This is a genomic window from Pseudomonas monsensis (assembly GCF_014268495.2).
Classification (GTDB): Bacteria; Pseudomonadota; Gammaproteobacteria; order Pseudomonadales; family Pseudomonadaceae; genus Aquipseudomonas; species Aquipseudomonas monsensis.
Window position 1 is genome coordinate 5,299,501 of record NZ_CP077087.1, and the last position, 21,102, is coordinate 5,320,602.

General features: G+C 60.6%; 12 protein-coding genes and 2 pseudogenes. 10 read left to right on the forward strand and 4 right to left on the reverse strand.

The genetic code is table 11. The annotated features are described in order from the left end of the window. The first annotated feature begins 92 nt into the window (after positions 1-92). Genes HV782_RS23375 through HV782_RS23395 form a run of 5 tightly spaced genes read left to right on the forward strand, consistent with a single transcriptional unit; the run spans position 93 to position 8,430 of the window. Positions 93-2,354: an EAL domain-containing protein gene (locus HV782_RS23375; RefSeq protein WP_128614360.1), complete on the forward strand. Its 2,262-nt coding sequence runs from the start codon at positions 93-95 to the stop codon at positions 2,352-2,354. Beyond that, positions 2,351-4,225 (forward strand): putative bifunctional diguanylate cyclase/phosphodiesterase, encoded by a 1,875-nt coding sequence (locus HV782_RS23380; RefSeq protein WP_123466153.1) that lies wholly within the window; start codon positions 2,351-2,353, stop codon positions 4,223-4,225. The genes HV782_RS23375 and HV782_RS23380 overlap by 4 nt, the downstream gene beginning before the upstream one ends. Before the next feature lie 40 nt (positions 4,226-4,265). After that, entirely contained in the window at positions 4,266-5,219 is a 954-nt protein-coding gene (locus HV782_RS23385) for a cytochrome-c peroxidase (RefSeq protein ID WP_186748558.1), read from the forward strand. Further along, a complete protein-coding gene (locus HV782_RS23390; RefSeq protein ID WP_186748559.1) occupies positions 5,216-7,030 on the forward strand; it encodes a DAHL domain-containing sensor histidine kinase in 1,815 nt (604 codons plus the stop codon). The genes HV782_RS23385 and HV782_RS23390 overlap by 4 nt, the downstream gene beginning before the upstream one ends. After that, positions 7,027-8,430 carry an ATP-binding protein gene (locus HV782_RS23395; RefSeq protein WP_186748560.1) on the forward strand — a complete coding sequence of 468 codons (1,404 nt, stop codon included), beginning with the start codon at positions 7,027-7,029 and terminating at the stop codon, positions 8,428-8,430. Before HV782_RS23390 ends, HV782_RS23395 begins: the two co-directional genes overlap by 4 nt. A gap of 291 nt (positions 8,431-8,721) precedes the next feature. Here the strand turns inward: HV782_RS23395 and HV782_RS23400 are convergent, their stop codons facing one another. Further along, the gene (locus HV782_RS23400) at positions 8,722-9,543 is read right to left on the reverse strand and encodes a carbon-nitrogen hydrolase family protein (protein ID WP_186748561.1); all 822 of its coding nucleotides are present in this window, start codon (positions 9,541-9,543) and stop codon (positions 8,722-8,724) included. Positions 9,544-9,667: 124 nt separating this feature from the next. Here HV782_RS23400 and HV782_RS23405 point away from each other — a divergent pair, with 124 nt between their 5' ends. Continuing rightward, positions 9,668-10,468 carry a helix-turn-helix transcriptional regulator gene (locus tag HV782_RS23405; RefSeq protein WP_186748562.1) on the forward strand — a complete coding sequence of 267 codons (801 nt, stop codon included), beginning with the start codon at positions 9,668-9,670 and terminating at the stop codon, positions 10,466-10,468. Positions 10,469-10,626: 158 nt separating this feature from the next. After that, positions 10,627-12,246, forward strand: a complete 1,620-nt coding sequence (locus HV782_RS23410; RefSeq protein WP_186748563.1) for an FMN-binding glutamate synthase family protein — start codon at positions 10,627-10,629, stop codon at positions 12,244-12,246. Between the two features lie 32 nt (positions 12,247-12,278). Here HV782_RS23410 and HV782_RS23415 read toward each other — a convergent pair whose 3' ends face one another. The 3 genes from HV782_RS23415 to HV782_RS23425 form a co-directional block, all read right to left on the reverse strand. Then, entirely contained in the window at positions 12,279-13,793 is a 1,515-nt protein-coding gene (locus HV782_RS23415; RefSeq protein WP_186748564.1) for a glycosyltransferase family 39 protein, read from the reverse strand. Next, entirely contained in the window at positions 13,790-14,152 is a 363-nt protein-coding gene (locus HV782_RS23420) for a GtrA family protein (protein WP_186748565.1), read from the reverse strand. The genes HV782_RS23415 and HV782_RS23420 overlap by 4 nt, the downstream gene beginning before the upstream one ends. Before the next feature lie 236 nt (positions 14,153-14,388). Continuing rightward, positions 14,389-15,810 (reverse strand): amino acid permease, encoded by a 1,422-nt coding sequence (locus tag HV782_RS23425; protein WP_186748566.1) that lies wholly within the window; start codon positions 15,808-15,810, stop codon positions 14,389-14,391. Between the two features lie 686 nt (positions 15,811-16,496). Between HV782_RS23425 and HV782_RS23430 the strand changes: the two are divergent. The 3 genes and pseudogenes from HV782_RS23430 to HV782_RS23440 all read left to right on the forward strand — a co-directional run. After that, positions 16,497-16,748 (forward strand): annotated as a pseudogene (locus HV782_RS23430) (transposase); the annotation flags it as partial. A gap of 324 nt (positions 16,749-17,072) precedes the next feature. Then, positions 17,073-17,531, forward strand: a pseudogene (locus HV782_RS23435) (REP-associated tyrosine transposase). A gap of 314 nt (positions 17,532-17,845) precedes the next feature. Next, the gene (locus HV782_RS23440; RefSeq protein WP_186748688.1) at positions 17,846-20,989 is read left to right on the forward strand and encodes a biosynthetic peptidoglycan transglycosylase; all 3,144 of its coding nucleotides are present in this window, start codon (positions 17,846-17,848) and stop codon (positions 20,987-20,989) included. Positions 20,990-21,102 lie beyond the last annotated feature (113 nt).

A 21,102-nucleotide genomic window follows, 5' to 3' on the forward strand; every position in this document is an offset into this window, starting at 1 on the left:
GTTGTACGGCTGCGGCGGCCGGCAAACAGGCCCGCGAAGAGGGAAAGGATGCTCCCGATGACGACAACACATGACCTTAAGGGCGGTGCGGCATGAACCTGCCACCGGCCCGGGTCAATCGTCGCGTGCTCATCGTCGATGACAGCCCGGCGATTCATGGCGACTTCGCCAAGATCCTCTGCCCCGCGATCGCCGTGGACAACGGTCTGGGCGCCACCGAAAACCTGCTGTTTGGCACGCCGTCCACGGCGCAGACCCCGTCATTCGAACTGGATTCGGCGTTTCAGGGCCGCGAAGCGCTGGACAAACTCGAAGCCGCGCTGGCGCAAAACCGCCCCTATGCGATGGCCTTCATCGACATGCGCATGCCGCCAGGCTGGGATGGCCTGGAAACCATCGAACGCCTGTGGCAAATCGACCCCAAGTTGCAGGTCGCGCTGTGCACCGCGTATTCCGACTACTCCTGGGAAGACATCGACCAGCGCCTGGCACTGAACGACCGCCTGCTGATTCTGAAAAAGCCTTTCGACGCCATCGAGATCCGCCAGATGGCCAGCGCCCTCACGGTCAAATGGCAAATGACCGAAGACGCCGAACTGAAACTGAGCCGGCTGGAACAGGCGGTTCAGGAGCGCACCCGGGAACTGTCCGACGCCAACATGATTGTGCAGAACAGCCCGACCATTCTGTACCGGTTGCGCGGCGACCCGTCATTCGCGCTGATGTACATCTCCCACAACATCACCCGGTACGGCCATGTCGCGGCCGATCTGGTGGGCTCGGCGAGCTGGGCCCAGACACTGATTCACCCGGATGATCAGGCCAGTGTCGATGCCGCCATGGCCCGGGTGCTGGATCGCCACGCCTCGGGGGCGTCGATCGAGTTTCGTCTGCGCACCGGCCAGGGCACCTGGCGCTGGGTGGAAAACCGCTACATCCCGGTGCGCGATCACGACGGTCGCCTGCTGGAAGTCGAAGGCATTATTCTGGACATCACCGAGCGCCGACTGGTCGAGGAAAAACTGGCCCTGCTGGCCCGCTCCGACGGCCTGACCGGACTGGCCAACCGCGCCACGCTGATCGAACGCCTGCATCAGGCCTTTGCCGCCGCGCGTCGCGGTGCTGCGCCGTTCGCCGTGTTTTATCTGGACCTGGATCACTTCAAACGTATCAATGACACCCTCGGGCATCCGGTCGGTGATCTGCTGTTGCAGGAAGTCGCCCGGCGCATCAGGACCGGTGTGCGCGAAAACGATGTGGTAGCGCGCCTGGGAGGGGATGAGTTCGCGATCCTGCAAATGGATGTCAGCGACCCGACCCGGTCCGCCGCCATGGCGGCCAATCTGCGTGACAAGCTGCTGACGCCCTACCACCTGGCCGGCAATGCCCTGCACATTTCGGTGAGCATCGGCATCAGCAGCTACAGCGCCAGCAGCCTCGACGCCGACAGCCTGTTGAGCCAGGCCGACATGGCGCTGTACCGCGCCAAGGAAATGGGCCGCAACCAATATCACTTCCACTCCGAGGCGATTTCCCTGGAAGTTGCCGAGCGCATGGCCCTGGTCGGTGAATTGATGACCGCCCTGGAGGGCGATGAGTTGCAACTGCATTACGCGCCGGAGATGGACCTGCACAGCGGCAGGATTCTCGGCATGGAAGCGCAAGTCCTGTGGCAGCATCCGCGCCTCGGCCTGCTGCCGGCCAGCGCTTTCGTGCCGACAGCGGAGCGCACCGGCGCCATCATTCCCCTCGGGCGCTGGGTGCTGGACCGCGCCTGCCGGCAGATGCAGCAATGGCGCGACGAAGGCGTGGCGCCGCCGGTCATGGCGATCAAGCTCTCGCTGGCGCAACTCAAAAGCGGCCCCGAACTGATCTACGACGTGCTGCGCACCACCGCACGCTGGGAGCTGGCACCCTGGGATCTGCGCTTCGATGTCACCGAGGCGACACTGGCCCAGACCAAGTGGACGCACAACGATGTCCTGCCGCGCCTGCGTGAGTTGGGCGTAACCATCGCCATCGACGATTTCGGCACCGAATACTCCTCGTTCGATTACCTGAAGACCTACCGGGTCAACCACCTCAAACTCGCCCAGAGTTTCATCGACAGTGCCACTCAGGATGCAGCAGGCGCCAACGCCCTGCGCGCCATCGTCAATTTCGCCCGGGACCTGGACATCGGCATCATTGCCGAAGGTCAGCCGTCGGCGGATCAGCCTGTGGTGCCCCCCGTCGCCCCGCTGCCCAGCGCTCAGGGCCTGTATTTCAGCGCCGCGGTCAGCCCCGAGCAGGCGGGCCGCCTGCTCAGGGACGACCGCCAGCTAGCCCCGCCCGCGCAGGAGGACGAAGCATGAAGACAGCCTCGGCGCACACCAACCGGCGCATTCTGATCATCGACGACACCCCGGCGATTCACGACGACTTCCGCAAGATCCTTGCCCCGCAGGCGCAGGACGCGACCGATCTGAATCAGCTCGAGCAAGCGCTGTTCGGCACCCGCCCGTCGCCGCACCTGACCTTCCAGCTCGACTCCGCCTATCAGGGGCAGGAAGCGCTGGCCCTGGTCCGGCGCGCACTGATCGACGGCAGCCCCTACGCCCTGGCGTTCATCGACATGCGCATGCCGCCCGGCTGGGATGGCCTGGAAACCATCGAGCAGTTGTGGCGCGTCGATCCGAACCTGCAAATTGCCTTGTGCACTGCCTACAGCGACTACAGCTGGGAAGCGATGGCTGAACGGCTGGAGTTCGGCGACCAGTTGCTGATCCTGAAAAAGCCGTTCGACAGCCTGGAAATCCGCCAGATGGCCAACGCCCTGACATGGAAATGGCAACTGGCCCAGGACGCAGCCCTGAAGATGCTCGGCCTCGAACGCACCATCGAGGCGCGAGTGCATGAACTGCTGAAGGTCTCGCATCTGTTGCAATACGACAGCCTCACAGGCCTGCCCAACAGCACCCTGCTCGGTGATCGCCTGAGCCAGGCGCTGGCGGTCAGCCGGCGCCATGACAAACAGCTGGTGGTGATGTTTCTCGGCCTCGACCGCTTCAAGCGCATCAACAATGCCCTGGGTCATCCGGCAGGCGACGAAATGCTCAAGCGGGTCGGCCAGCAACTGTTGCTGTGCGTGCGCGAATCGGACTCGGTATTTCGTTACGGTTCCGACGAGTTCGTGGTGATCCTCAGTGACATCAACCACCCTCAGCAGACCCACGCCGTCGCCGAAAAAGTGCTGGCCGCCGTCCGCGTGCCGCAGATGATTGCCGGCCATGACGTCAGCGTCACCGCCAGCCTGGGCATCAGTGTCTATCCCGAGGACGGACCGGACGCCATCGAGCTGATCAAGAAGGCCGAAACCGCAATGCGCAACGTCAAGGAAACCGGCCCCAACGACATCGGTTTCTTCATCGAAGCCATGAACCTGCGCGCGCGCGAACAACACAGCATCGAGTCGGGCATTCGCCGGGCGTTGCAACAGCAGGAATTCGTCCTGCACTACCAGCCGAAAGTCGATTTGCGCAGTGCCCGGGTGGTCGGGGCCGAGGCGTTGGTGCGCTGGCAGAAACCAGGTCATGGCTGGGTCTATCCGGCAGACTTCATCCCGGTGGCCGAGGACAGCGGACTGATCGTGCCGCTGAGCAAATGGGTGCTGGCCGAAGCCTGTCGGCAGACCCGGGCGTGGCAAGTCGCGGGCCTGCCGCCGATCCGCGTGTCGGTCAACACCTCGCCCATCGACTTCCGCCAGCGTGACTTCGTCGAAGGCGTCGAGCAGGTGCTGGCGCAGACTGGCCTGGGCCCTGAATGGCTGGAGCTGGAAATCACCGAAGGCGTGCTGATGCAGAACATCGACGCGACGATGACAGCGCTGGCGCGATTGAAAGCGCTGGGCACGCGGCTGGCCATTGATGACTTCGGCACGGGCTATTCGAGCCTGAGTTACCTGCGCCGGTTTCCGATTGATGTGCTGAAGATCGACCAATCGTTCATTCGCGGCCTGAGCGACAACCACAACGACGCCGCCCTCGTCAGCGCCATCATCAGTCTGGGCAAGACGCTGGGGCTGAATGTCATCGCCGAAGGCATAGAGACCGCCGGGCAACTGGCCTTTCTCAAGGCGCATCACTGCGAGGAAGGCCAAGGTTACTTTTTCAGCAAAGCCCTGCCGGCCGACGCGTTTGCGCGCTTGCTGGCCGGCACCGACCCCATGCCGTGGACGATTTCATGAGCCGCGCCAAACCGGCCCCGCGTCAGGGAGACGATTGCCGATGAGTATTCTTCAACACGCCCTGGCGTTGCTGCTGTGCGGATTCTGCGCCGGGATCGGTGCCGAGCCGCTGGACGAGCCGCTCAAACCGTTGCCCGGCGTACCGCAGCAGGATGCCCGGCGCGTGGAGCTCGGTCGGCGGTTGTTCCACGAGCCACGGTTGTCGATCAACAACACGTTGTCCTGCGCCAGTTGCCATCAGCTGGACAAGAACGGGGCCGACAACCGTGCCCTGTCACTGGGCTTCGACGGCCAACCAGTGGCCGTCAACACGCCGACCGTGTTCAACGCCGCCCTCAACTTCCGCCAGTTCTGGGATGGCCGTGTCGAAACCCTGGAGGAACAAAGCAACGTCGTCATCACCAGCCCGCATGAAATGGGCAGCGACTGGAGCACCGTCCTCGAGCGGATCGCCAACGACCCCGACTACCGCCGCGATTTCGCCACCACCTACCCGGACGGCGTGACCAAGGCCAATGTCCAGCAGGCACTGGCCAGTTTCGAACGCACCTTGCTCACGCCCGACTCGCGTTTCGATCAATACCTGCTGGGCAATACCGACATCCTCACCCTTGAGGAAAAGTACGGTTACCAGCGCTTCAAGGAATACGGCTGCATCGCCTGCCATCAGGGGGTGAACATCGGCGGCAACATGTTCCAGAAATTCGGCGTGTTCGGCGATTACATTGCCGATCGCGGCCACCCGTCCGTGGCCGATCAGGGCCGCTTCAACGTCACCGCCGACGAAGCGGATCGGGCCGTGTTCAAGGTGCCGAGCCTGCGCAATGTCGCGACCACCGCACCGTACTTTCACGACGGTTCGGCGCCCACCCTCGAGCAGGCGGTGGACGTGATGTTCCAGTACCAGTTGGGGCGCATGCCGAGCGAAGAAGACAAGCGGCTGATCATTCTGTTTCTCAAAACCCTCACCGGCCAATGGGCAGGCAAGCCATGATCAACGTCTCCCGGCGACGCAGTCTGCTGTTGCTCACACTGGTCGTGCTGGTACTGGCCTCGGTCCTGCTGTTTCTGTATTTCAAGTCCAGCTCCGACCAGACCATGACCTACACCGAATCGCGGGACCTGATCCGGCAGATCAAACAGCAGAATTCGCAGTGGGAAAACGAGATCCTCAAGGCCAGGGTGGCGCTGACACACAACTACGACCCGCTGGTGTCGCCGATGAACGAGATGAACCGGCTCTGGGAGCGCTTCGACGCGATTGAGTCCGGGCACGGTCGCAACAACTCGGCGCAATGGAACGACGCTTACCAGGGTTTCCTGCAGGCGATGCAGGAAAAGACCCGTCTGGTTGAACAGTTCAAATCGCACAACGCGCTGTTGCGCAATTCCCTGGCCTTTTTGCCCACTGCCGAAGACGACATTCAGGAGCAATTGGCCAACCTGTCGGACCTGGATAAATTACAACTGCAGAACATCACCACCGACACCTACGACCTGCTGCTCAGTGCCCTGGAGTTCGCCCAGGTCACCTCCGTCGAACGGGCCGCCGACATCGAGGTCGGTCTGAACAAACTGAAGATCAATGCGCAGCGCCTGCCGCCGGCGTTTGACGCCCCGATCAAAATCATGAGCAGCCACATCAGCCTGATCGCTCGCGAGCAGCCCGTGGTCAATCAGTTGCTCGAGAGCATCGAAAACATTCCCGTGGCCGACCGCCTCGACACCCTGACCACCATGCTCGATCGCGACCAGCAGCGCGCCGACCGGATCGACCGGCAATACCATTTCTACCTGCTGCTGTTTTCGGTGCTGTTGATGTTGTCACTGGTGTGGCTGGGCATCCGCCTGATCGGCAGCTTCGCCGAGATCAACCGGGTCAACAGTGCCCTGCAAACGGCCAACGATGCCTTGGAGCAACGGGTCGAGGAGCGCACCCGCGAACTCAGGGACGCCCAGAGCGAACTGCTCGACGCGGCACGTCAGGCCGGCATGGCGGAAATCGCCACCAATGTGTTGCACAACGTCGGCAACGTGCTCAACAGCGTGAACATCTCCAGCGACCTGATCACGCGCAAGCTGCGCAACAGCAAGACCCAGGGCCTGGGCAAGGCCATGCAACTGATCAACGAGCACCCGGATGACCTCGGCGCCTTTTTCAGTGAAGACGCCAAGGGCAAATTACTCCCCGGCTACCTCAATCAACTGGTGGTCGCGATTGCCCAGGAACAGCAGGAAATGCTCGACGAACTGAACCAGATGAACAAAAGCGTCGACCACATCAAGGACATCGTCGCCACCCAGCAATCCTATGCAGGGGCCAACAGCATGACCGAGCCGCTGTTTATCAACGAACTGCTCGAAGACGCCCTGCGCATGAACGCCGGAGCCCTGACCCGACACCATGTCACGGTGGTCAGGGAATACGCTGATGTGCCCCAGGTGATGGGCGACAAACACCGCTTGCTGCTGATCCTGATCAACCTCATCAGCAACGCCAAATACGCCATGTCCGACCTCAGCAACCGCCCCCGCACCATGACCCTGGCGGTCAGGATCGTCGATGACAACTTCCTCGAAATCAGCGTCAAGGACGATGGCGAAGGCATCGCGCCGGAAAACATGACGCGGATCTTTGCCCACGGTTTCACCACCCGCAAGGAAGGCCACGGCTTCGGCCTGCACAGCTGTGCCCTGGCGGCCATCGAGATGAACGGCCACCTCACCGCCCACAGCGACGGACCGGGCACGGGGGCGTTGTTCACCTTGCAGATTCCCCTGATCAGCGTCACGGAGAACGCATGAGCGAGCTGGCCAACCGGCGCATTCTGCTGATCGACGACATGCCGTCGATTCATGAAGACTTTCGCAAGATACTCGCGCCGCCGGCGGTGCAGTCAGTGGAGCTGGACGAGATGGAAGCGGCCCTGTTTGGCGCTCAGCTTCGTGCCGAACGGCCGCCGTTCGAGCTGGACTCGGCCTATGGCGGCGAGGAAGGTCTGGGCAAGCTGGTGCAGGCCTTGCGCGAACAACGCCCCTACGCGCTGGCCTTCGTCGACATGCGCATGCCCGATGGCTGGGACGGCGCGAAAACCATCGAACATCTGTGGCAAGAAGATCCGCAGCTGCAAGTGGTGGTGTGTACCGCGTACTCGGATTACTCCTGGGACGAATTGCTGGAGCGGCTGCACGCCCACGATCGCCTGCTGATCCTGAAAAAACCGTTCGATAACATCGAAGTCCAGCAGATGGCCAACACCCTGCTGACCAAATGGCAGATGACGGAAAAGGCTTCGCTGCAAATGCATCATCTGGAACACCTGGTCGATCAGCGCACCGCCCAGCTCAGAGAGGCCAGCGAAGAGCTGCGCCGGGAAATCGACGAGCGCAAGCAACTGGAAGGGCAACTGGTGCAGTCGGAGAAACTGGCGTCACTGGGGCAACTGGCGGCGGGCGTGGCCCATGAAATCAACAACCCGATCGGTTTCATTTCCTCCAACCTCGGCACCCTCGACGGTTACTTCAAGCAATTGCTGAGCATGCTCGACGCCTACCAGACGCTCGGGGGGCCTCTGGACAAAGAATCCGCGGCGCGCCTGGAACAATTGCGCACAGACGTCGAACTGGATTTTCTCCTTGAGGACATTCCCGTGCTGATTCGCGAGTCCAAGGAAGGCATCGGCCGGGTCGGCCAGATCGTCAAAGACCTGAAGGATTTCTCCCGGGTCGACACCAATCAGCAATGGCAGTGGGCGAATCTGCAGCAGGGCATTGAATCGACCCTGAACATCGTCGCCAGCGAACTGAAATACAAGGCCGACGTGGTCAAGGAATATCAGACACTGCCGGACATCGAATGCCTGCCCTCGCAAATCAATCAAGTGATCATGAACCTGGTGGTCAACGCGGCGCAGGCGATGGGGCCGGAGCGCGGCACCATCACCTTGCGCACCGGCCAGCAGCAAGACCTTGCCTGGGTTGAAGTGGCCGATACCGGCTCGGGGATTGCCCCGGACACCCTGCAGAAAATCTTCGACCCGTTCTTCACCACCAAACCGGTGGGCCAGGGGACAGGGCTGGGTCTGTCCCTGTCCTACGGCATCGTGAAAAAACACGGCGGCGAGATTTCCGTGCGCAGCGAATTGGGCGTCGGCACGACCTTTCGCGTCGAACTGCCCATGCGCCAGAACCGCCCCGCCGCTTGACGGTGTTTCAGATGTCAGCACCGCCAGGTGATCAAGGCTGACCATCAGCCGAATGTTATTGGAGTGAAGGCAGAGCCGGGTTCGGCAAATGTTTCGGGGGTGGCCTGCTATTTTTATCGGGTTTAAGGGGGCACAACTCCCTGGGTTCAAGTCCTGAGCACAGCTTGAATTCGCAGATTCAGAAACCTGAATTCGACTCGATCCTTCAGGTCGGCGCACCTCGAACAACCCACTCGGTCAGTCCCTCTCCCTCCGGTACATACAGTGAGAGGGCTAGGGTGAGGGCCGCGGTTAGCGGTGTGGAATCAACAATTGGCGAACACCATCGCTCCGCTCCACCACCTCCCCCGGCAGCTTCAAGCGCTGATCATCCAGATAGCGGTAATCCTTGCGCGCAATCTCCAGTTGCGCGACATCCAGTTCAACGCTGAACGTCCCGGCTTCACGCCCCGCTTCGAACAGCATTGTCCCCAGCGGATCGACCAACGCACTGCCGCCGGCAAACATCAAACCGTCATCGCCGGCCTCGACCCGGTTGACCATCAGCGCGAACGCCTGATTCTCCTGGGCGCGCGCCATGATGGCGGTGCGGTGAGTCGGGGCATACGGGTCCATGTTGCCGTTGGTCACGATCAGCAACTCGGCGCCGAGTTGCGCCAGCGCACGGGCGGACTCGGGGAACTCGATGTCGTAGCAGATCAGCAGGCCGACACGTACGCCATTCCACTCGCACGTGGCATAACGATCGCCCGCCTCGAACACGCCGCGATCGGAGGCCCACAGGTGGGTCTTGCGGTATTTCAGGGCGATGCCTTCGGGGGTGAGCAGCAGCGTGGTGTTGTAGAAGTGCCCGTTGTCGTGCTCGGCCATGCCGATCACCACCGCAACATTGCGTTCGCGGGCGGCGACCAGCACGGCGCTGATGGTCGGGCCGGCCACCGGCTCGGCGATTTGCGCCACGGTGTCAGCGCTCGGGAAGCCCATCAGGTGGGTTTCCGGGAAGACGATCAGTTGCGTATCGGCGGCGCACGCGGCGATCACCGCGAGGGCACGTTCGAGGTTGTATGCCGTGTCGTTGTCACGGCCCGCCAGTTGGGCGAGTTCGACTTTCATCGCGAGTCCTTGTGGTCGTGGCCGGGCGCGGAAAGATTGCCCGGTGGCTGTCGGTGGGCCAGTATGCGCAGCAAGCGACCGGCCAGGGAATCACGCGGCCGGGGTAACCCGATAGGGGTAGTCCATGTCCGTTTCGTTTGATGACATCACCTGGCACCGCGCCGTCGGGCAATTGATCGACGCGCTCGACAAGCCGAATTTCTGGGCGCAACTGGTGCGTCTGCTCGACCAGTACGTGGCGTTCGATAGCTGGGTCGCGCTGCTGTTCAGCGCCGACCGGCACCCGCAGGTCTTCGCCGAATGCCCCGGCGAAGACGGCAGTCCCGATCAGTTGTTTCAGGATTACCTGCGCGGTCTGTACCGGCTCGACCCGTTCTACATCGCCTGTCGCGAACAATCGCGCAGCGGGCTGTATCGCCTGTCCGAGGTGGCGCCGGAGCATTTTGAACTGACCGAGTATTACCAGCGATACTTTCGTCTGAATGTGGTCGCCGACGAAATCCAGTTCAATTGCCAGCTCGAAGGCGAACGCACGCTGTGCCTGTCACTGGGCAGTGAAAAACGTTTCACTGGCGAGCAGATCGCTTTGCTGTCATTGATCCAGCCTTGGGTATTGGGCCTGTTGCGCCAGCGCCTGCCTTACGAAATCAACGCAACCGTGGCCCTCGCTGTAACACCTGCACCGGTCGACTGGCGAGTGCAACTGGAGGCCTCGGTGCAACAACTCAAAGGCGCGCAACTGACTGGCCGGGAACTGGACGTGGGGCGTTTGATGCTCAGCGGTTGCTCCAGTAAAGAAATCGCCCGTAAGCTGGAAATCTCTGTAGAAACCGTGAAAGTCCATAAGAAACACATGTACAGCAAGCTGGGGATCAAATCCCAGTCGGAGCTGTTTTCGATTTTTCTCCAGGCGCAAAACGCCTGAAACAGCGCGATTTACGCTTTTTTGTGGGAGCGAGCTTGCTCGCGAAGGGGCCATCACCTCCAACAGTCATGTTGGCTGATCCACCGTATTCGCGAGCAAGCTCGCTCCCACAAGGAACTGCGGCGCTGATTATTCCGAGTCCGAACCAGGGAAACCGTATGAGCCTGTCACTCCTGAGCCGCTACGCCTTCTTTGCCGTCTGCGTGATCTTCACCCTCGCCAGCCTGCCTTTTCTCGACCACGACTGGCTGTGGCCGATCACCGCCGTCACCGGCGTGCTGAGCCTGCTCGGTCTGTTCGATCTGCTGCAGAGCCCCCATGCAGTCCGCCGCAACTACCCGATCCTGGGCAACATCCGCTATCTGGTCGAAGGCATCCGCCCGGAAATCCGCCAGTACCTGCTGGAGTCCGACAGCGACGCCCTGCCCTTCTCCCGCGCACAACGTTCGCTGGTGTACTCGCGAGCGAAAAACGAAACCGCCGACAAACCGTTCGGCACGCTGATTGATGTCTATCAATCGGGTTTCGAATTCATCGGCCATTCGATGCGCCCGGCGCCGTTGAGCGACCCGAGCAGTTTCCGCGTCACCGTCGGCGGCCCGCAGTGCACGCAGCCGTATTCGGCCTCGGTGTTCAACATCTCGGCGATGAGCTTCGGCTCGCTCAGCGCCAACGCCATCCGGGCGTTGAATCAAGGGGCGAAACTCGGCAACTTTGCCCACGACACCGGCGAAGGCAGCATCAGCCCCTATCACCGTGAACACGGCGGCGACCTGACCTGGGAACTGGGCAGCGGCTACTTCGGTTGCCGCACCAGCGACGGCCGCTTCGACCCGGAACGCTTCGCCGCCCAGGCGCAAAATCCGCAAGTGCGGATGATCGAAATCAAGATGAGCCAGGGCGCCAAACCGGGCCACGGCGGGATCCTGCCCAAACACAAGGTCACCCAGGAAATCGCTGACACCCGCGGCATCCAGATGGGCGAAGACTGCATCTCGCCGTCACGCCACAGCGCGTTTTCCACACCCATCGAGCTGATGCAGTTCATCCAGCAATTGCGTGAACTGTCCGGCGGCAAACCGGTGGGCTTCAAGTTCTGCCTCGGTCATCCATGGGAGTTCATGGGCATCGCCAAGGCCATGCTGGAAACCGGCATCCTGCCGGACTTCATCGTCGTCGATGGCAAGGAAGGCGGCACCGGCGCCGCGCCAGTGGAGTTCACCGACCACATCGGCGTGCCGATGCGCGAAGGCCTGCTGTTTGTGCACAACACCCTTGTGGGCCTGAACCTGCGCGACAAGATCAAACTCGGCGCCAGCGGCAAGATCGTCAGCGCCTTCGACATCGCCAGCGTGCTGGCCATCGGCGCCGACTGGGCCAACTCCGCGCGCGGCTTCATGTTCGCCATCGGCTGCATCCAGTCGCAAAGCTGCCACACCAACAAATGCCCGACCGGCGTGGCGACTCAGGACGCCTTGCGCCAACGCGCGCTGGTGGTGCCGGACAAGGCCCAGCGCGTCTACAACTTCCACCGCAATACGCTCAAGGCGCTGGCGGAAATGCTTGCCGCTGCCGGTCTTGAGCATCCGTCGCAACTGTCGGCCAAGCACCTGGTGCGACGCATGTCAGCGACTGAAATCAAACTGTTTTCGCAATTGCATGTGTTCCTCAAACCCGGCGAGTTGCTCACCGGGGAAGTGAACGGCGAGTTCTATTCGCGGATGTGGCAGATGGCGCGGGCGGACAGTTTTGAACCGCAGGAAGTGGCGGCGGCCTGAACCATGCAGGGCCAGTCCCGCAAGACTGGCCTTCATTCTTGAATATACAGGCGGGCTTCGATCGCACCGCCGTCAATCGTCCCCTGTCTTTTCCATCGCGGAGAAATGCGGGAGATATCCTCGACATTCAGCCTTTCGGTAATCCACCAGACCCTCTTGGCAGTCAGATGAAGGAGCGCTTCGTCATCCCGCACATACAATTGAAGCGGTTGAGGCATAAGTGCCCATACGCCGTAATTCGGGTATCCCCAGCTTTTCCCGGCGAACCTTCCGGTATACATCCTTGGGACGCTACCTGCTTTCAGGTAGTAATCCAGCGGCAAATACCAAAGCATGTCACCGACCACAATCTCGTCGCCCGGCCGGCTTTGCGCTTGCAGACCAGCGGCCAGAACATCGGTATGAGGCGCAAGAGGATCTATGCGCGTCATGGCCACCAAAACCTGTATCTCATGAATGACAAGCGCGAACAGTACGACAATGACCAGCTTTCGATTGCGCTGCCACCCGGCCTCAAGCGCGACAGCGACGATCAACGGCATGCCCAGGGCCGCGAAGTAAAAATATCTGAAAACCAGCGTCGACTTGAACACAGACAGCAACATCAGCGCGGTCAGCGGAACGAAAAAATACGCCACCAGCAAGCCGCCATAACGAGCATTGCTGCGATCCCTCAAGACAACCACCACGGCACAGGCTACCACCACCATGGCCGGCCACAGTTGCCACTCTGTCAGGTTGTCCACCGATGTTGCACCGAACGATAACTGCGAGATCAACTCCATCGCCGATTCCAGGCTCATCACCGGTATCCATCCGAAATCGGGTTTCATGGCAACTTGCTCAAGCAAAACGGGCACCCATGGCAGGAAAAGCGCCACAACGGCACCATTGGCTGTGAGCCAGCCCTGCAACGAAATACCCGTGGCCTTGCGAGCCCATGCCTGTGACCAGAACACCCAATGTGTCAAGACACACAATGCCGCGAAGTAGTGCGTGTACATCGCCATGGACATCAGCAGCACATACAGCAACGGATAACGTTTGTGTTGCGGCATCTGGCTCCAGCAGACCAGGGCGACCGTGGCAGCCATCAACCACAGGGCAAGCAGCGGGTACATTCGGACGTCCTGGCTTATCTGCACGCTGCTCGGTAGCAGTGCCAGCAACAATGCGGCAATGCGGGTCGCTGCCGACGTCGCGACCAGGCTCAAGAGTTTCAGGGCAAGCACCATGGCACCGATATCGGCCAATACCCCCAACGACCTGACAGCCCCCGCGCTGTCACCGAACCAATGAATCCAGTAATGCAGGATCAGGTAGTAGAGCGGTGGGTGATTATCCTTGCCCGCAAGGGCCAGAATCTGCGCGGGTGCTTGGTGCGCAACCCGGATACCGAACGCCTCGTCGTACCAGATCGGATTCAAATCGATCGAGTAGAACCGTACGCTCAACGCCAGTACCAGGCACGTCAACAGCACAAGACGATGGGTGTGCTTTGTACCTTCCCAGCCTTTGAAGGCAGGCAGCTGTTCGAAGGCGCTCATGACTGATGCCTGCGAAACAGCACTAACCTGAAAAAACAGTACCCCAACAACAAATTGACCGACGTGAACACCACCACCGTCAGCAATCCCGGCAGATCGCGCGCATCCGCAAGCATGCCAATCGCAAAACTGAGCGCGCCCATCACAACGATAAACAACAGGTAACCGAACACCGACGTTCGTCTGTCCAGGGTGTACAGCATGTTCACGTAAAACGAGAACGCCGCTGCCACGCAGAACGCGGCAAAGTTGCTGGCGGCCTGCGACAAACCGGCGGCGCTGCACAGGACGAAGAAAATCTGCCAATGGATCAATCCATCGGCGATGCCGATCACCATCAATGCAGAGAATCCTTTCATTCCGTGCTCCTTGCCCTTGACTCGCTTGCCGAGGTTTCAAGCTAGGGCAGGACGGGGTGACCGGTCTACTGTCAGAAATTACAGGTGGCGGCACTATCCCGACGAACGGGCATTCCTTCCTCTACAAAACAGTGGCCATGAACACTGGGCGGCGTGCATGAAAAACGGATTGATGGCGCCACCCTGCAAAAACCCCGGCCATTGGACCGGGGTTTCGGGCATTTCAGGTGGCAGGTTTACGACGCCGAACGTACCGCGCCCTGCGGCTCACCGGTCGGCTGCAACTTGAACACGTAGAACAACACTGTCAGCAGCATCAGGAACGCTGGCCCCACATACAGCGCCACGCGCGTATCCGGGAAGTACGCCATCAGGCCGACCACCAGCACCAGGAAAGCCAGGGCGAAGTACGAGCTGACCGGATATAGCCACATCTTGTATTTCAGGCCGGCGCGCTCGCTGGCGCTCAGGCCTTTGCGGAATTTCAGTTGCGCCAGCAGGATCATCACCCAGGTCCAGATCGCACCGAAGGTGGCGATCGAGGTCACCCAGACAAAGACTTTTTCCGGCACCAGGTAGTTGAGCAGCACGCCCAACAGTAACGCGCCGATCGACAGCAGCAACGCACGGCGCGGCACACCGTTGTTCGACGTCTTGGCGAAACCGGCCGGGGCCTGACCGTTTTGCGCCAGGCTGTAGAGCATGCGCCCGGTGCTGAAGATGCCGCCGTTGCACGACGACAGCGCGGCGGTGATCACCACGAAGTTGATGATGCCGGCAGCGGTTTTGATGCCCAGGCGTTCGAAGGTCATCACGAAGGGGCTGCCCTGGGTGCCGATTTCGTTCCACGGGTAGATCGACAGGATCACGAACAACGCGCCGACGTAGAACAGCAGAATGCGCCAGAACACCGAGCCGATTGCGTTCGGGATGGTCTTCTGCGGGTTGCGCGCTTCACCGGCAGTCAGGCCGATCATCTCGACACCGAGGTAGGCGAACATGACCATCTGCAGGGACATCAGCACCCCGGTCACGCCGTTGGGCATGAAGCCACCGTGGGCCCACAGGTTGGAAATCCCCAGCGCCACGCCGTCGTTACCAAAACCGAAGGCAATGATGCCGACGCCACCAATCACCATGGCGATGATGGTGACGATTTTGATCAGGGCGAACCAGAACTCGAATTCACCGAAGGCCTTGACCGCGATCAGGTTGATCGAGCCCATGCTGAGCAGTGCCGCGAGGGCCCAGATCCAGCGCGGCACATCGGGGAACCAGATGCCCATGTACACGGCGACGGCAGTGATTTCCGCAACGCAGGTCACCAGCCACAGGAACCAGTAGTTCCAGCCGGTCAGAAAACCTGCCAGTGGACCGAGATAGTCCTGGGCGTAGCGGCTGAACGAACCGGCCACCGGGTTGTGTACGGCCATTTCGCCGAGGGCGCGCATGATCACCAGGATCGCCAGACCGCCGAGAATGTAGGACAGCATGATTGCCGGGCCGGCCATTTCAATGGCCTTGGCCGAACCCAGGAACAGACCGACGCCGATACAGGCACCGAGCGCCATCAGGCGAATATGCCGTTCGCCGAGTTCGCGTTTGAGCGGACCGCCCTGAGCGGTTTCGCCGTGAGGCAGGTGATTGCCAACTGGCATAGGGGTGCAACCTCGTCTTGTTATTGGATATGACCACCGAGTGTCGAAGCGTCGGCCGATAGGCCCTGGCTTGCATGAAACCGCGCCTGCCTCGTGGGCAAACGCGTCTTGTAGGACAAAACCTGCAAGATCAGCGGGGCGTGCAGTATAAAAAGCCTTGGACAGGTGTTTTCACTCTATAAACCACAACATTTAGCGACAACTCTCGGCAAAAGCCCGGTTTGCGGAGAGGCATTCCCTGCTCGACGCCGGAAAATCCGCCACTAAAAATGGCGCCGAGTATTGCACAGCAATGGTGCAGCGTCATGCCCCTGCCTTACCGCATTTGATCTACCGAGCTCTCTAGCTCAATGGTCCTGAAGCCTCCCCCCGTGTGGCGAGGGGATTTATCCCCGCTCGGCTGCGCAGCAGTCGTAATCCCTGAACACGCGGTTGTGCAGGTGAATATCAGTGCATGGATTTGGGGCCGCTTCGCGGCCCAACGGGGATAAATCCCCTCGCCACAGATACCCGCTTCAGCTGAGACAAATCCTTCATCTCATATGAATTCTTCAGCCGCTGAGACTTCACCCGATTCAGAAATTTCACGCAGCCATTGCAGCCACCAATCGAGCCTTCAGGCACTAGCCTTGGGAAATCCGATGAACGAATGCAAGGATGCCAGCGTGCCAGTCAAACCCCAATCCCACCGCCTGATGCAACTGCAAAACGGCTCACTTGGCGAAGTCGTTGGCAGCGTCAAGGCGCGCTGCACTCAAGCCGTCAATCAAAAGACGGGACGACGTGGGCCATTGTGGCAAACCGGCTACCATGACCGCGCCATTCGTGACGGCGAGGACTTGAAGCCCTTCGCCCGCTATATCATTGCCAACCCCCTGCGTGCCGGGCTGGTCGAGAGGATGGGCGACTATCCGCTCTGGGATGCCTTCTGGATCTGAACGGAACAGTTCCTGCTGCACTGCGACTCATTGTGGCGAGGGGATTTATCCCCGTTCGGCTGCGCAGCAGTCGTAAAAGCCGAACACGCGGTTGTGCAGGTGAATATCAGTGCATGGATTTGGGGCCGCTTCGCGGCCCAACGGGGATAAATCCCCTCGCCACAGATCTCCGCTTCAGCTGAGACAAATCCTTCATCTCATATGAACTCTTCAGCCGCTGAGACTTCACCCGATTCAGAAATTTCACGCAGCCATTGCAGCCACCAATCGAGCCTTCAGGCACTAGCCTTGGGAAATCCGATGAACGAATGCAAGGATGCCAACGTGCCAGTCAAACCCCAATCCCACCGCCTGCGCCAGGGTCGATGCTCAGAAAACGGTCGCGCCTACCTCATCACCTCGGTTGTACACAAACGCCAACCCGTATTTTCAGACTGGCAGACAGGCCGATGATTGGTTGCAGAACTGCGTCGGGCGCATGAACAAAGGGTCGCGGAGTCCATCGCCTGGGTTGTGATGCCTGACCATTTCCATTGGTTGATGCAACTGCAACACGGCTCACTTGGCGAAGTCGTTGGCAGTGTCAAGGCGCGCTGCACTCAAGCCGTCAATCAAAAGACGGGACGACGTGGGCCATTGTGGCAAACCGGCTACCATGACCGCGCCATTCGTGACGGCGAGGACTTGAAGCCCTTCGCCCGCTATATCATTGCCAACCCCCTGCGTGCCGGGCTGGTCGAGAGGATGGGCGACTATCCGCTCTGGGATGCCTTCTGGATCTGAACGGAACAGTTCCTGCTGCACTGCGACTCATTGTGGCGAGGGGATTTATCCCCGTTCGGCTGCGCAGCAGTCGTAAAAGCCGAACACGCGGTTGTGCAGGTGAATATCAGTGCATGGATTTGGGGCCGCTTCGCGGCCCAGCGGGGATAAATCCCCTCGCCACACACCATCAGACTGATTCCCATCGAATCATTCGTTTCAGTTTTGTTCAGACCATTCCCCTCCCCACAGCCCCCACAATTTATTCACCAGCGCCAACCACCGTCTAAGCTTCAGACAAGTCCGATCAATCTGAGTGAATGGATCAATCGACTATGGGCGCTTTGTGGCAAACCGATTCGAGTAAAGCCGTGGTTCCGACTGAAAGTGTGGATGAAGCGCCTGTCCCTGGAAAACCACGCCGCAACCGGCATGGCTGGAAGGCTTTCTGGTTGTTGCTGGTGATTATCGCGATAGTCGTGGGCCTGGCTGCATCCAAAGAGATGCGCACCTCGCGGTTTCAGGCCCGGGAGCTCAGCCAGTATGCCGCCGGGCTGACCTACACCCTGGAGCCGGGGCCCAGCGAAGCCATTCGTTATCCGGGCAACGGTCCGTTCGACCTGCGTCTGGGCTACAGCTCCCTCGATGAATTCCTGCCGCGCCTGCTCAAGCGCAACTACGTCATCACCGAGCAGACACGCTTTTCTCCGGCCCTGCTCAGCTATACCGACAAAGGCCTGTTCGTGCCCTATTCCGAAAAGATCCAGGCCGGGCTGTCGATTACCGATTGCCGGGCCGCGCCGCTGTACAGGTACAACTACCCGCAACAACTTTATGCAAGCTTCGAGTCCATCCCGCCGGTGGTGGTCAACAGCCTGTTGTTCATCGAAAACCGCTTTCTGCTCGACCCCAAACAGCCACTGGCGAACCCGGCGGTGGACTGGCCGCGCTTCGGCATGGCGGCGTGGTCGCAGGTGGCGAAGTTGCTGCACTTGCCCGGGCAATCGGCGGGTGGCAGTACCCTGGCCACGCAACTGGAGAAGTACCGCCACTCGCCCGACGGCTTGACGGTGTCCGGTGCGGAAAAGATCCGCCAGATGATTTCCGCCAGCGTGCGCGCCTATCAACCCGGCCCTGAAACCCTTGCAGCCCGTCAAAACATCGTGCGCGATTACCTCAACAGCGTGCCGCTGTCGGCGGTGCCCGGGCACGGTGAAGTGCATGGCATGGCCGAAGGCCTGCGAGTCTGGTACGGCAGCGATTTCAACCAGGCCAACGAACAGTTGAACAGCCCGGCCACCGATCCGAAAACCATGGCCGACAAAGGCCTGGCCCTGCGCGAGATGCTGTCGCTGATGATCGCCCAGCGCCGCCCGTCGCATTACCTGAACAAGGGTCGCGAAGAGCTGGCCGACCTCACCGACAGCCACTTGCGCCTGCTCAAGCAGAACGGCGTGATCGACAGTGCCCTGGCCGATGCCGCGCTTGCCAGCAAGGTCAGCTATCGCGACTGGCAGACCCAGCCGACGATCCAGCCCATCGAAACCAACAAAGGCATCAGCGTCGCTCGCAGCCGTCTGGCGAGCATGCTCAATCGTCCGCTGTACGACCTCGACCGCCTCGACCTGTCGGCCACCAGCACCTTGCAGGGCGATCTGCAAACCCAGGCCACCGCCTACCTGAAGAAGCTCGCCGACCCGACTTACGCCGGCGAAATCGGTCTGCTCGGTGAGCGCCTGCTGACACCGACCAGCACCACTCAGGTGCGCTACAGCTTCACCCTGTTCGAACTGACCCCCGACGGTTCGCGCGTGCGTGTGCAAACCGACAGCACCGATCAGCCCTTCGACATCAACGAAGGCAGCAAACTCGAACTGGGCTCGACAGCGAAAATGCGCGTGCTCACCACTTACCTGCAAATCATCGCCGAACTGCACGACAAGTACGGCGCCATGAGCGTGCCGGAACTGAAGAAAGTCGACGTCCCCGACCAGGATCGCCTGAGCCAGTGGGTTATCGAGTACCTGATCCAGAACAAGGACCACGACCTGTCGAAGATGCTCGGCGCAGCCCTTGATCGCAAATACTCGGCCAGCCCCGGCGAGGCGTTTTTCACTGGCGGCGGCCTGCATGTGTTCCACAACTTTCGCAAGGAAGACAACGGCCGCATGCCGACCCTGCGCGATGCCCTGCGTGAATCGATCAACCTGCCGTTCATTCGCCTGATGCGCGATGTGGTGCGCTATGTCACTTATTCGGGGCCCAACAGCAGTGCCGAATTGCTCAAGGATGATCGTGACCCGCGCCGGCAGGAATACCTGGCGAATTTCGCCGATCGCGAAGGCACGGCGTTCCAGCTCAAGTTCTGGAAAAAATACAAAAACAAAGACACTCAGGCGCGCCTCGACACCTTCCTCGACAGCATGCGCCCGACGCCGATCCGCATGGCCGCCGTGCATCGCTACCTACTGCCCGATGCCAGCCAGGAAGATTTCAATACGTTCGTGCGCTCACACCTCAAAGGCGCCAAGCTCACTGAAAAACTCACTGACGATCGCCTGATCCGCCTCTACGATGCCTACGGTCCCGGCAGTTTCGATTTGCCCGATCAAGGCTTCATCGCCAAGGTCCATCCACTGGACCTGTGGATGATGGGCTACCTGTTGAAGCACCCGGATGCGACCTTCAGCGAGATCGTCAAGGCCAGTCATTTCGAACGCCAGGAAGTCTACAGCTGGCTGTTCAAGAGCAAGCACAAGGGTGCCCGCGACAGCCGTATTCGCACCATGCTCGAGATCGAAGCGTTCCTTGAGATTCATCAGCGCTGGCAGAAGGTCGGCTACCCGTTCGATCATCTGGTGCCATCGCTGGCCACCGCCATCGGCAGCTCAGGTGACCGCCCGGCGGCACTGGCCGAGTTGATCGGCACCATCCTCAATGACGGCGTGCGCATGCCGACCCTGCGCATCGACAGCCTGCATTTCGCCGCCGGTACGCCCTACGAAACACAACTGGTCAATGACCCGCATGTGGGCAAGCGGGTGATGCCATCCGAGGTCGCCAACGCCATGCGCGAGGCGCTGTCGCAAGTGGTGGACGCCGGTACGGCAAAACGTGTTTCCGGCAGTTTCAAACTCGCTGATGGCAGCCCACTGGCCATGGGTGGCAAAACGGGTACCGGTGACAACCGCATCGAAGCCATCGGTTCGGGCGGACGCATCCTCAGTTCGAAGTCGATCAACCGTACGGCAACGTTCGTTTTCTACATCGGCGAGCACCATTTCGGCACCCTCACCGCGTTCGTTCCGGGGCGCTCGGCGGAGAACTTCAAGTTCACCTCGGCCCTGCCAGTGCAGGTGCTCAAGGGCATGGCGCCGATTCTGACGCCGTATCTGCAACCAGGCAGCGACTCACAATGCAAACCGACGCAGACCGCCAGCGTGGCGATGCTCGAGGCGCCGCACCCTACGGCGAGGTAACAAATCATGTCGGCCTTTTCTGCATCAGGGTGACGAATTTTCGTTCCGGCGGGTGGTATCTATGTATTTTTCAGATTCGAATTTTTGTCGGGTTGGTGACCCGCAACGCGGTT